The sequence below is a fragment of the Limibacillus sp. genome (genome assembly GCA_037379885.1).
GTDB lineage: Bacteria > Pseudomonadota > Alphaproteobacteria > Kiloniellales > CECT-8803 > JARRJC01.
Genome location: JARRJC010000070.1, coordinates 1 through 11,647, shown reverse-complemented (window position 1 = coordinate 11,647; position 11,647 = coordinate 1). Strand labels below are relative to the sequence as shown.

At 66.1% G+C, this 11,647-nt stretch carries 13 protein-coding genes; 10 read left to right on the top strand and 3 right to left on the bottom strand.

All coding sequences use genetic code 11. The features are described 5' to 3' along the window. The 3 genes from P8X75_13880 to P8X75_13870 form a co-directional block, all read left to right on the top strand. A partial coding sequence (locus tag P8X75_13880; protein MEJ1996272.1) for an aconitase X catalytic domain-containing protein occupies positions 1-931 on the top strand: 931 nt, incomplete at its 5' end. 118 nt (positions 932-1,049) lie between these two features. Continuing rightward, positions 1,050-2,264, top strand: coding sequence for an acyl-CoA dehydrogenase family protein (locus tag P8X75_13875; protein MEJ1996271.1), 1,215 nt, complete (start codon positions 1,050-1,052; stop codon positions 2,262-2,264). Beyond that, the gene (locus tag P8X75_13870; GenBank protein MEJ1996270.1) at positions 2,261-3,433 is read left to right on the top strand and encodes a CoA transferase; all 1,173 of its coding nucleotides are present in this window, start codon (positions 2,261-2,263) and stop codon (positions 3,431-3,433) included. Before P8X75_13875 ends, P8X75_13870 begins: the two co-directional genes overlap by 4 nt. Before the next feature lie 34 nt (positions 3,434-3,467). Here the strand turns inward: P8X75_13870 and P8X75_13865 are convergent, their stop codons facing one another. Both P8X75_13865 and P8X75_13860 read right to left on the bottom strand, forming a co-directional pair. After that, positions 3,468-4,298 carry a hypothetical protein gene (locus tag P8X75_13865; GenBank protein ID MEJ1996269.1) on the bottom strand — a complete coding sequence of 277 codons (831 nt, stop codon included), beginning with the start codon at positions 4,296-4,298 and terminating at the stop codon, positions 3,468-3,470. Between the two features lie 160 nt (positions 4,299-4,458). After that, positions 4,459-4,836 (bottom strand): hypothetical protein, encoded by a 378-nt coding sequence (locus tag P8X75_13860; GenBank protein ID MEJ1996268.1) that lies wholly within the window; start codon positions 4,834-4,836, stop codon positions 4,459-4,461. Between P8X75_13860 and P8X75_13855 the strand changes: the two genes are divergently transcribed. The 7 genes from P8X75_13855 (at position 4,827) to P8X75_13825 (ending at position 10,957) form a co-directional block, all read left to right on the top strand. Next, positions 4,827-4,997: a hypothetical protein gene (locus tag P8X75_13855; protein ID MEJ1996267.1), complete on the top strand. Its 171-nt coding sequence runs from the start codon at positions 4,827-4,829 to the stop codon at positions 4,995-4,997. The two genes, P8X75_13860 and P8X75_13855, sit on opposite strands and share 10 nt — an antisense overlap. 73 nt (positions 4,998-5,070) lie before the next feature. After that, the gene (locus P8X75_13850) at positions 5,071-5,712 is read left to right on the top strand and encodes a dimethylsulfonioproprionate lyase family protein (protein MEJ1996266.1); all 642 of its coding nucleotides are present in this window, start codon (positions 5,071-5,073) and stop codon (positions 5,710-5,712) included. Positions 5,713-5,848: 136 nt separating this feature from the next. Next, entirely contained in the window at positions 5,849-7,033 is a 1,185-nt protein-coding gene (locus P8X75_13845) for an ABC transporter substrate-binding protein (GenBank protein MEJ1996265.1), read from the top strand. 87 nt (positions 7,034-7,120) lie between these two features. Beyond that, positions 7,121-7,939, top strand: coding sequence for an ABC transporter ATP-binding protein (locus P8X75_13840; protein ID MEJ1996264.1), 819 nt, complete (start codon positions 7,121-7,123; stop codon positions 7,937-7,939). Further along, the gene (locus P8X75_13835) at positions 7,936-8,640 is read left to right on the top strand and encodes an ABC transporter ATP-binding protein (GenBank protein MEJ1996263.1); all 705 of its coding nucleotides are present in this window, start codon (positions 7,936-7,938) and stop codon (positions 8,638-8,640) included. The genes P8X75_13840 and P8X75_13835 overlap by 4 nt, the downstream gene beginning before the upstream one ends. An 11-nt stretch (positions 8,641-8,651) precedes the next feature. Then, positions 8,652-9,662 (top strand): branched-chain amino acid ABC transporter permease, encoded by a 1,011-nt coding sequence (locus P8X75_13830; protein MEJ1996262.1) that lies wholly within the window; start codon positions 8,652-8,654, stop codon positions 9,660-9,662. Then, positions 9,659-10,957, top strand: a complete 1,299-nt coding sequence (locus P8X75_13825) for a branched-chain amino acid ABC transporter permease (GenBank protein ID MEJ1996261.1) — start codon at positions 9,659-9,661, stop codon at positions 10,955-10,957. Before P8X75_13830 ends, P8X75_13825 begins: the two co-directional genes overlap by 4 nt. Positions 10,958-10,983: 26 nt before the next feature. Here the strand turns inward: P8X75_13825 and P8X75_13820 are convergent. Then, the coding region (locus P8X75_13820) for a hypothetical protein (protein ID MEJ1996260.1) at positions 10,984-11,647 on the bottom strand (664 nt) is incomplete at its 5' end.

The window sequence follows — 11,647 nt, the reverse complement described above, 5'->3', positions numbered from 1 at the left end:
GGCCTATCTCCACATGGGCGCGAAGCCCAGCTTCACCTGCGCGCCCTATCACCTCGAGGACAAGCCAGGCGCGGGCGAGGACATCGGCTGGTCGGAATCGAACGCGGTGATCTACGCCAACAGCGTGCTGGGCGCGCGCACGGCCAAGCACCCGGATTTCCTGGACCTCTGCATAGCTCTGACGGGCCGCGCACCGGAGGCGGGCGTCTACCTGGCGGAAAACCGGCTGGCCCGCCGCGTGATCGAGGTGGCGCTTCCGGACGGCCACGACGACGCCTTCTGGCCCCTGCTCGGCTGGCTCGCCGGGGAGAAGTCTCCGGACAGGATCCCGCTGCTGACCGGTCTGGAGGCCTCAGCCCCTTCGGAGGACGATCTGAGAGCGCTCTGCGCGGCTTTCGGCACCACCTCGGCCGCCCCGATGCTGCACGTCGCGGGGGTCACTCCCGAAGGCGGCCTGTCGCCTGCGCCGAACGCCGAGCGGCTGCGCATCACGAAGCAGGATCTGCTGCGAGCCTGGCAGGGCTTCAATGGCGGCGGCCAAGCCGTGGAACTGGTGTCCCTGGGCAGCCCCCACTTCTCTCTGGCCGAGACCCGCCGTTTCGCTGAACTCATGGAGGGTGCGAAGCGGCATCCGGGGGTGTCGGTCATCATCACGCTTGGCCGGGGCGTCCAGGCGGCGGCCAAAGCCGAAGGGCTTTTGTCCCGTTTGGAGGAGGCGGGCGTCCTCGTGGTGCCGGACATCTGCTGGTGTTCGATCACCGAGCCCGTGCTGCCGCCGCAGGCGCGGACCTTGATGACCAACTCCGGCAAGTACGCGCACTACGCGCCCGGTCTTTGCGGACGGGAGGTGCGCTTCGGCAGCCTTGCCGACTGCGCGGCCGCGGCGAAATCCGGCTCTGCGCCCAAGGAGCCGCCCGTCTGGCTGACTTGACGGAGGCGGCCCCGAGGTCGCCTCGCGCTCGCGGCCTGAATTCCCGCCGGACAAGGCTTGCGCCCGAACGCAGTCAACCTATGCTGCCTTTTCCTTTCGATGGAGATTGAGGCAGGCCATGACGAACCGACTCCTTGCCCGGGCGCGCGAACTCGCCCCTGTCTTTGCGGAGCGGGCGCATCGCTGGGACGCGGAGCGCGCGTACTGCTGGGACAACGTGCGCGACCTGACGGACGCCCGGCTCATGGGCATGACCATTCCCAAAGAGTTGGGCGGGCAGGGCGCCAGTTTCCTGGACGTGGTCCAGGTGGTCGAGGAGATCGCGAAGGCCTGCACCTTGAGCGCGCGCATCGTGGTCGAAGCGAACATGGGCGGCATCAGCGCGGTCATGGCCTATGGCAGCGAGAAGCAGAAGGCGTTCTGCGCGCCCATCGTGCTCGCCGGCGACAAGCCCGCGATCTGCATCACCGAGCCGGAGGCCGGCAGCGCCGCGACCGAGATGCGGACGACGGCGCGCAAGAAGGGCGGCAGCTACCTGTTGAACGGCTCGAAGCACTGGATCACGGGCGGCGGCGTCTCGAAGCTGCACCTGATCTTCGCACGGGTTCTGGATGAGGCGGGCGAGGAGCTCGGTATCGGCGGGTTCATCGTCCACGCCGATTCTTCCAGCGGCGATCTGCCCAAGGGCTTCGAGGTGGTCGGCCGGGAGAGGACCATGGGCCTTTGCGGCATGCCGGAGGCCGAGTTGCGCTTCACCGACCTGGAGGTGGGCGAGGCCTGGATGCTGGTCCCGCCCTCCGGCCTCAAGCGCGGCTTCGCCGATCTCATGAACGCCTACAACTCCCAGCGGGTCGGGGCGGGCACCATCGCGATGGGGGTTGCCGCCGGCGCCTACGAGCACGCCAAGCGATACCTGCTCGATCGCGAGCAGTTCGGGAGGCCCCTGGCGGAGTTCCAGGGCCTGCAATGGATGGTCGCGGACATGGATACCCAAGTGCACGCCGCCCGCCTGTTGCTTCAGGAGGCGGCGGCCTCTCGCGGCCCCAACGGCAGCCCCTTCCCGGACATGGTCATGGCGGCCCGCGCCAAGCTCTTCGCCTCCGAGATGGCGATCAAGGTGGTGAGCGACGCGCTCCAGGTCTTCGGCGCGCGGGGCTATGGCGACAAGGAACCGCTGGAGCGCATGTACCGCGATGTCCGCATGTTCACCATCGGCGGGGGCACCGCGCAGATACTGCGCACCCAGGTCGCGGGCGCAGCCCTCGGGATCAAGACACCGCAGACGCGTGGCGGTTACGCCAAGGCGGCCGCCCGGAAGGAGCAACAGCAATGAGCGGACCGCTTGAAGGCCTTCGGATTCTGGACCTGAGCCGGATCCTCGCGGGGCCCACCTGCACCCAGCTTCTGGGCGACCTGGGCGCAGACGTGATCAAGGTGGAAAACCCCAAGACCGGGGGCGACGATACCCGGACCTGGGGGCCGCCCTTCGTCGGGAACAGCGACGGCACGCCTTCGGACCTGAGCGCCTATTTCGTCTGCGCGAACCGCAACAAGCGCTCCATCGCCCTCGATATTTCAAGCGAGGAGGGGCAGTCGGTGGTCCGCAAGCTGGCCCAGGACTGCGATGTCCTGATCGAGAACTTCAAGCCCGGCGCGCTTGCCAAGTACGGGCTCGACTACGCCAGTCTTTCCGAGGAAGCGCCGCGGCTGGTCTACTGCTCGATCTCCGGATACGGACATACGGGGCCGAACGCCCAAAAGCCCGGCTACGACCTCATGGCCCAAGCCTACGGCGGCATCATGTCCCTGACCGGCGAGCCGGAGGGCGAGCCCATGAAGGTCGGGGTCGGGATCGCCGACGTCATGTGCGGCATGTACGCGGCGACCGGGATTCTCGCTGCCCTGCGCCACCGCGACCGTCACGGAGAAGGGCAGCACATCGACCTGGCGCTGGTCGACAGTCAGGTCGCCTGGCTCATCAACGAGGGCGTCAACTACCTGACCAGCGGAGAGGTGCCCAAGCGCCGGGGCAACGGCCATCCGAACATCGCGCCCTATCAGGTCTTCGCGACCGAGGACGGGCACGCGGTCATCGCGGTCGGCAACGATACGCAGTTCGCCCGCTTCGCGGCCTGGCTGGGGCGGCCCGAGTGGTCCGCCGATATCCGCTTCTCGACCAACCCCGCCCGCCTCGCGAACAGGCAGGAGTTGATCCCCATGATCCAGGAGCTGCTGGAGGCGATCCCGACCGACCGGGTGATCTCGGAACTGGAGGCGATCAAGGTCCCCGTGGGTCCGGTGAACCGCCTCGACCGCGTCTTCGGATCGGATCAGGTGGCCGCCCGCGGCATGGTGGTGGAGATGCCGGACGAGGCGCTCCAGGACGGGCAGCTGAAGGTCATCGGCAACCCCTTGAAGTTCTCCAAGACGCCGGTGTCCTATAGCCGCCGGCCGCCCCGCTGCGGGGAACACACCAAAGAGGTCCTGGACGATCTGGACTGAACCGACGGATCGGGGCGCTGTTGCCGGCCCGCGCTCAAAGGGCGAAGAGCGGCAGGGCTTGGTCCAGGCCGCGGACCTTGTGCTCGCCCAGCCCGCGCCAATCCCCGCCGGCCTTTTCGGTGAAGGGGCCGCTCGCAAGCAGGGGTTCGCCAAGGCTCTTGGTCAGGTCCTGTATCCGTGCGAGCTCGTTTATGGACGACCCTATCGCGGTGAACTGCAAACGGTCGGCGGTGCCGATGTTGCCGTAGATGAAGGAGCCGTAGTGCAGCGCGACCTCGAAATAGGCGTTCAGGGCGGCCAGGAAATCCTCAGGTGTCAGGCGCTCGGCCAGGGCGGTCGAACCGCGCAGGTCGCTGTACCAAAGCGCGCCTGAAATCCTCTCTCCGTCGCCTCGGCGGATCGCGCCGCTTAGGACCCGCTCGCCCGCCGTCCTTCCCAGATAGGCCGAGGCGATGTTCTCGGCGATCTGCCGTTCGATCCGGGACTTCAGGGCATAGGCGAGCGGCTGCATCACGCTTCTGATATCGCGCAGGTGGCCGTCCGTGAAGCCGCGCGGGCGATCGGTGAGCCAGGAAGAGAGAACCCCCTCGTTCCAATCCGACTGGAAAGGCACGCCCAGGCAGAGGTAGTCGGTGCCGCCCGTCTCCTTCAAATCCTCCAGCAGGGGGAAGTCCAACTGCGCATTCCGGCCCACCAGCCGCCGCCGCAGGAAGGGCAGCTGGCTGCTGTGTAGCAGATGCAGCGGGCTGCGCAGCCACTGCTCGCGCGTCTCGCCGCCTTGCAGATGCAATTGGTTGCCGATGCCCTCGTCCGTCCAGATCAGGGACGCCGCCTCGTAGAGGGGATGCAGGATGCGGAAGGACACGAAGCCCCGTATCAGGGGAACGCCGCCCGCGCGAAGGCCTTTGCATCAGGCGTCGAACAGTTCCTCCATGCTGGCGCCCAGCAACGCCTTGTCCTCAAGGCGCTCTATGACTGCCGTGGCGGAGGTGGAGGGAGCCCTTCTTAGTCTCATGGCGCCGATCTTAGCGCCCTCGGGCCCTTACTTCACTCAGATAGCGAAAACGGGGTCCTCTCGATTGAGTGGAGCCGCTGCCAATCGAGGTGCCGCTATTTGTATTGATGAACGCGGAGACGCTGGTCTGTTGTCCAGCCGAGCCTGTCGCGCCGGTGGTTTGGGCAATGGCGGTGTTGTGGTCGACCGGCCCCATGGCGACTAAAGCCGTGGAGAGCGCGTCGAAACGGGCAGTCACCTTCTGGGCAATGGGGCCAATGACGAAGATCGCGACTGCGGTTATCATGCCGATCAGCAGGGTGTGCTCGATCAGCGCCGCGCTGTCGTGGCGTGAAGGGAGACCAGCTCCGGGCCCCGCTTTTCTGGAGGTAAACCGCCATGCCGACAAGACCGGTGGTCATCCGCACGACGCCCGTGGAACTGCGCCTGCCCAACGACCTTCTCGCCTACTTGACGCAACGCGCCGAGGCCGAGGAGCGGAGTCTGAGCAGTCTGATCGTGCATTTGCTCCGGGAAGCCAAGAGAGCGGATCAGTCCAAAGAGGTTTGAGAAGAGTGGGCGTGCCCCGGCGCGAGTAGCGACCTATTCTCAAGTAGGGCAATCAGGACAGGTGGGAGGCTGCATGCCGCTTTCGACAGAGCCGAACTGGCAGTATCTTCTGCGAGATTTCATGGAGCTCTACCAGACCGGCTCGGCCGGCGGCAGCGCCAAGATACGCAGCCATATGGCGGAGGTGCGCAGGGCGCTGGGCAAGGTGATCGACGATGACCCACCGGTTGAGAAAAGCGTCGGCGAGGAGTTGCCCGTCTGCGTGCATCTCGACCGCGCGCTCAGCAGCGCCACCGGCTACAAGACGGCCCGGCTCGCCCGTTCGGTCGGAGACCTGCGTCAGCATCTGACCTGGCGCTACGGCTACGAGAAGGTGCCGCGCGGCTTGAAGCTCAAGTACGGCTATACCGAGGTGCTGGGACCGACCGGGCCGGTGGTCAGCGAGCGGATCATCCTGGGGCTGGTGCTCTTCGCCCCCAAGACCACCTATCCCGCGCACAGCCACAAGGGCATCACGGAGAGCTACATCTGCATTTCCGGGCACAGCTCGGAGAACGACGTTGGGGTCTATGCGCCGGGTTCGCTGATCTTCAACCCGCCGGGGCAGCACCACCGCATCACCACGGCGGACCGCGAGCCCTGTCTGCTCGCCTACGCCTGGACTGGAGAGGCCGCATCCCTGAAGAACCAGAAGATGACCTTCTCGAGGAGCTAACGGCCCGACTGCCCCCGACCCCCTTTTACACCCGGCATGTGAGAGTTCTCTTATGCTACGGCTGGAATCGGCTGGCCCGGTCTGTATACTCCGGCTCAGCCCATATCAGGCACAAATGACAGGGAGTCATAAAAAAATGAGGAAAATCTTAGGCTTAGCCCTTACCGCGTCGCTGATGAGCGGCGCTGCTGCGGCGCAGGACGTCAAGATCGGGATGCTGCAGGGCTTCACCGGCCCGACGGAATCGCTGGTTGCGCCCATGGCGCTCGGCGGTGAACTCGCCATCCAAGAGGTCTCGGACAGCGGGCTTTTCCTGGGCGGCAGGAAGGTGGTCTCCGTGCGCGGCGACAGCACCTGTATCGACGCCTCCGCCGCCACGGCGGCCGCCGAGCGGCTTCTGACCTCCGAAGGCGTGGTCGGCATCAACGGCGCGACCTGTTCGGGCGCCACCACGGCGGTCTTGAACAACGTCGTGCGCCCCAACGGCGTGGTCATGATCTCGCCCTCGGCGACCTCGCCCGCGCTGACCACCATCGAGGACGATGGCTACTTCTTCCGCACCGCGCCTTCCGACGCCCGCCAGGGTCAGATCATCGCTGACATTCTGAGCGAGCGCGGCATCAAGACGGCTGCCGTGACCTACACCAACAACGACTACGGCAAGGGTCTGGCCGATTCCATTCAGGCCGCCTTCGAGGCTGCCGGGGGCACCGTGACCGCCGTCGCCGCCCATGAGGACGGCAAGGCCGACTACTCGGCCGAGGTCGCCACGCTGGCCGCGGCCGGTGGTGAGATCCTCATCGTCGCCGGGTATCTCGACCAGGGCGGAAAGGGCATGATCCAGGCCGCGCTCGACACCGGCGCCTTTGACCGCTTCTTCCTGCCCGACGGCATGGTGGGCGAGTCCCTGACCGACAACTTCGGCAGCGCCATCGACGGCTCCATCGGCACCAACCCGGGCACCGACAGCCCCGGCGCTGCGATGATGGCCGAGATCGCCCAGGGCAAGGGCTTCGCCGGTGACGATCCCTACGTGCCGGAAGCCTACGACGCTTCGGCCTTGTTGCTGCTGGCCATGCAGTCGGCCGGCACCACCGACAGCGCGGTCTATAAGGACCACATCATGAAGGTGGCGAATGCTCCGGGTGAGAAGATCTATCCGGGCGAGCTCGCCAAGGCCCTTCAGATCCTGGCCGACGGCGGCGATGTCGATCTGGTCGGAGGCACCGCGCTGGAGCTGATCGAGCCCGGCGAATCCTCCGGCAGCTTCCGCGAGACGGAGGTTAAGAACGGCGAGTTCACGACGGTCAAGTATCACTGATCGTCAGCCGGTACGCGTCAGGCCGCCTTCCGGTCCCGCCATGCCTCATGGCACGGACCGGCGGGCGGCCTCTCGCTTCTGCGCATCATGATACGGGTCGACAACGTAAAGCGGTATTTCGGCGGCATCCATGCCGTGGACGGCGTTTCCTTCGAGATCGCCGAAGGCTCGATCACGGGATTGATCGGGCCGAACGGCGCGGGCAAGACGACCCTTTTCAACATCATCGCCGGGGCCATTCCCCCTTCCTCGGGGAAGGTGTGGCTGGACGGCGAGGACGTGACCGGCCTGGCGCCCTACGCGCTGTTCCACAAGGGCCTCTTGCGCACCTTCCAGATCGCGCACGAGTTCTCCAGCCTCACCGTCCTCGAGAACCTCATGATGGTGCCGGGCGATCAGCCGGGCGAGGACCTGCGCCACGCGTGGTTCGCCCCCGCCAAGGTCCGCGAGGTCGAGGAGCGCATCAGACGGCGCGCCCTTGAGGTCATCGAATTCCTTGAGATACCCCATCTGACCGAAGAGCGGGCGGGCAACCTTTCCGGCGGACAGAAAAAGCTGCTGGAGTTGGGCCGCACCATGATGGTGGACGCCAAGGTGGTCCTGCTCGACGAGGTCGGCGCCGGGGTCAACCGGACCCTGTTGAAGACCATCGCCAGCTCGATTCAGCGCCTCAACCAGGAGCGCGGCTACACCTTCTGCATGATCGAGCACGACATGGACTTCATCGAACTGCTCTGCGACCCGGTCATCGTGATGGCCGAGGGCAAGCTCCTCACCCAGGGCAGCGTCACCGAGGTCAAGAACAACGAGGAAGTGATCGAGGCCTATCTGGGCACCGGCCGCAAGCATGAGCGGGTTCATCCCTCCGCTGCCTCCACGCAGTCACCCGGAGGGTCGGAGGCATGAGCTTTCTCTCCGCCACCGGCATGACGGGCGGTTACGGCGGCGTGGACATCATCCACGACTGCGAGATCAAGGTCGAAAAGGGCGAGATCGCCGTGGTGGTGGGGCCGAACGGGGCCGGCAAATCGACCGCCATGAAGGCCGTCTTCGGCATGCTCCAGCTCCGCGAGGGCTCGGTGGTCCTGGATGGGGAGGACATCACCGCCATGGCGCCGCAGGACCGCGTCGCCCACGGCATGGGCTTCGTGCCGCAGAACCGCAACGTCTTCGTGTCGCTCACCGTGGAGGAGAACCTGGAGATGGGCGCCTTCATCCGCGAAGACGACATCACCGACAGCCTTGAACAGGTCTACGGGCTCTTCCCCATTCTCCAGGAAAAGCGCAAGCAGCCGGCGGGCGAGCTTTCGGGAGGGCAGCGCCAGCAGGTGGCGGTGGGACGCGCGCTCATGACCAAGCCGACGCTTCTGATGCTGGACGAGCCCACCGCGGGCGTCTCGCCCATCGTCATGGATGAGCTGTTCGACAAGATCATCGAAATCGCGCGCACTGGCGTCGCCATCCTGATGGTCGAGCAGAACGCGCGTCAGGCGCTGGAGATCGCCGACCACGGCTTCGTGTTGGTCCAGGGACGCAACAAGTTTACCGACAGCGGTGAAGCGCTGCTCGCCAACGAAGAGGTCCGCCGCTCCTTCCTGGGCGGCTGATCGGGGGTTATATGGACATCCTCAACGCCTTCGCGCTTTTCGCCAACTTCGTCCTGGTGCCGGCCACGGCCTACGGGGCGCAGCTTTCGCTGGGCGCGCTGGGCGTGACCCTGATCTTCGGAATCCTGCGCTTCGCCAACTTCTCGCATGGCGAGCTGATGTCGTTCGGGGCCATGGCGACCATCCTCATGACCTGGGGACTTCAGAACGCGGGCGTCAGCATCGCGCCCTTCCCGACCGCGCTTCTGGCGCTGCCCTTGGGGGTCCTGGCCGCGATTCTCTGGGCCCTGCTCACGGACCGCTTCGTGTTCCGCTTCTACCGGAAAAAGCGCTCCAACCCCATCGTCTTCGCCATCGTCTCGGTCGGCGTGATGTTTGTCATGGCGGGTCTGATCCGCATCATCATCGGACCCGACGACCAAAGCTTCGCCGACGGGGCCCGCTTCATCATCACGGTGCGCGACTTCAGGGAAGCCACCGGCCTGGAGGAGGGGATCGGCATCAAGCAGAGCCAGGTCATCACCCTGGTGATCACGCTGATCGTGGTGGCGGCCCTCTTCTGGTTCCTGCAGAAGACCCGGTCCGGAAAGGCCATGCGCGCCTATTCCGACGACGAGGACCTGGCCTTGCTTTCCGGCATCAATCCCGAGCGCGTGGTGGCCATCGCCTGGATCATCGCCGCCGCGCTGGCGGCCATCGCCGGAACTCTCTACGGCTTGGACAAGACCTATAAGCCCTTCATCTTTCTCCAGATCCTGCTGCCGATCTTCGCGGCCACGATCCTGGGGGGCATCGGCCAGCCGGTGGGCGCCGTGCTGGGCGGCTTCATCGTCGCCTATTCTGAGGTCACCGTGACCTACGCCTTTCGCAAGTTCCTGGCCTACCTGGGGCCGCAGGATTGGGCGCCGGAGGGCTTGGTTCAGTTGCTCTCCACCGAGTACAAGTTCGCCGTCTCCTTCATCATCCTGGTCGCGGTCCTTCTGATAAGGCCGACCGGCATCATCCGGGGGAAGGTGATATGACCCGGCAAGTGGCGCTCTACTACGCGATCATGCTGCTGGTGCTGGCCGGGGTCGGTGTCTTCCAGAGCTGGAATGTCGCCTTCGGCATCATGAACCTCTGCCTGATCTCCGCGATCATGGCCCTGGGCGTCAACATGCAGTGGGGCTACGCGGGGCTCTTCAACGTCGGCATCATGGGCTTTACGGCCTTGGGCGGACTGACCGCCGTTCTGATCTCCATGCCCCCCGTGCCGGAGGCCTGGAAGGCGGCGGGCGGCGATCTGGGGCTGGCGTTGCTCAGCCTGCTGGGCGTGGTGGCGGCGGTTATCTTTGCCCGGCGCATGGTGCCCAAGGGGCTGAAACTTCTGGTTTCGATCGCAATCGTTATTCCAGGCTACTTCATCGTCTGGGCCTTCCTGGGTCCGGCCACCGAGGCCATCGAAGCCGTCGATCCGGCGCGCGCGGGCTATCTCGGCGGCCTCAGCCTGCCGGTCCTGATCGCCTGGCCCATCGGCGGGCTCGTCGCCGCCGGGGCCGGCTGGTTCATCGGCAAGATCGCCTTGGGCCTGCGCGCCGACTATCTGGCGATCGCCACGCTGGGCATTTCCGAGATCATCATCGCCGTCATCAAGTACGAGGAATGGCTGACCCGCGGCGTGAAGAACGTCACCGGCGTGCCGCGGCCCGTGCCCTATGAGGTCAATCTGGTGGAAGCCGCGTGGTTCGTAGATCTTGCGGCTTGGTTTGGCGCGGAGGACCTCTCCGAGGCGGCCAGCCTCTTTGTGAAGATCTGCTACGCGGTTCTGTTCCTGATCGTGCTCGCCATCGTCATGTGGTTCGCCGAGCGGGCGCTGAAGTCGCCCTGGGGCCGCATGATGCGGGCCATGCGAGACAACCGCGAGGCCGCGAACGCCATGGGCAAGAACGTCACGGCGCGTCATCTTCAGGTCTTCGTGCTGGGTTGCGCCACCTGCGGCATCGCCGGGGCCATGCTGGTGACCCTGGACGGCCAGCTTACCCCCACCAGCTACATCCCGCTGCGCTACACCTTCCTGATATGGGTGATGGTGATCCTGGGGGGCTCCGGCAACAACTGGGGCGCGGTCCTGGGCGGCTTCGTGATCTGGTTCCTCTGGGTGGAAGCCGAGCCCTTGGGCAACTGGTTCATGGCGACCATCACGGCCCCTCTGGGAGAGACCCATTGGCTGGCGCTGCACCTGCAGGCAGGGGCGGCCCATACCCGCTACGTGCTGATGGGCGCGATCCTGCTGCTGGTGATGCGCTTTGCCCCGCGCGGCTTGATCCCGGAACGCTAGGCTCCGGAGGGCGGCCAGGCGGAGCCCTAGAACTGGAACTCCGCGCGCGGCGGGTTGCCGTCTTCGATGCTGTAGGAGGTCCGGCACTCCGGCAGGCGCGCGGGGTCGACGCCATATTCGCCCTGAAGGTATTCCCGAACCGCCTGTCCCCGTTCGGTCGCCAGCTTCAGCAAAGCCTCGACCTCCTGCTCGGACGGCGGCGGGATCTCCGGCAGGTCCGGCTTCGGCGCGGCGGTCGCGCCCTGTCCGGCGGCGGCCCCGGCTTCGGGGTCTTCTTCGGGCGGCGGGGCCTCTGTGGGTGCGGGCGCGCTGTCCGGCGGGCCGCCCCTGAAGGCGATCAAGTCGGCGCGCGCGGCCCGCCCGCAGGCGCGGATGCTGAGCCCCGGCCGCTCGGCGAAGAGACCGCCGAAGTGATCGGCCACCTCCTTGCCGGCCTCCGTCAGGTTGGTTGTTCCCGCTTCGAAAGTCGCAGGCTGCATCTCGAAGCTGTTGCCGCCCTCGCCGAACCAGTTGGTCGGGAAGAGGGAGGCCATGGCCCCTGAGATCGCCTTGTTGATGGCCTCGCTGTAATCCACCACCGGGGAGGCGACGCTGCCTGATAGCGGGAAGCCCAGTTCGATCACGCCGTTGGCGTCCTTGAGCACGCCCACGGCGAAGCCGACCGGCAACCCGACGTTGGCTTTCAGCCGC

Bases quoted from the DNA above. Each gene is read 5' to 3' on its own strand.
- P8X75_13850 (MEJ1996266.1), top strand. From the start codon at position 5,071: ATGCCGCTTTCGACAGAGCCGAACTGGCAGTATCTTCTGCGAGATTTC.
- P8X75_13825 (MEJ1996261.1), top strand. From the start codon at position 9,659: ATGACCCGGCAAGTGGCGCTCTACTACGCGATCATGCTGCTGGTGCTG.
- P8X75_13840 (MEJ1996264.1), top strand. From the start codon at position 7,121: ATGATACGGGTCGACAACGTAAAGCGGTATTTCGGCGGCATCCATGCC.
- P8X75_13870 (MEJ1996270.1), top strand. From the start codon at position 2,261: ATGAGCGGACCGCTTGAAGGCCTTCGGATTCTGGACCTGAGCCGGATC.
- P8X75_13875 (MEJ1996271.1), top strand. From the start codon at position 1,050: ATGACGAACCGACTCCTTGCCCGGGCGCGCGAACTCGCCCCTGTCTTT.
- P8X75_13845 (MEJ1996265.1), top strand. From the start codon at position 5,849: ATGAGGAAAATCTTAGGCTTAGCCCTTACCGCGTCGCTGATGAGCGGC.
- P8X75_13855 (MEJ1996267.1), top strand. From the start codon at position 4,827: ATGCCGACAAGACCGGTGGTCATCCGCACGACGCCCGTGGAACTGCGC.
- P8X75_13835 (MEJ1996263.1), top strand. From the start codon at position 7,936: ATGAGCTTTCTCTCCGCCACCGGCATGACGGGCGGTTACGGCGGCGTG.
- P8X75_13830 (MEJ1996262.1), top strand. From the start codon at position 8,652: ATGGACATCCTCAACGCCTTCGCGCTTTTCGCCAACTTCGTCCTGGTG.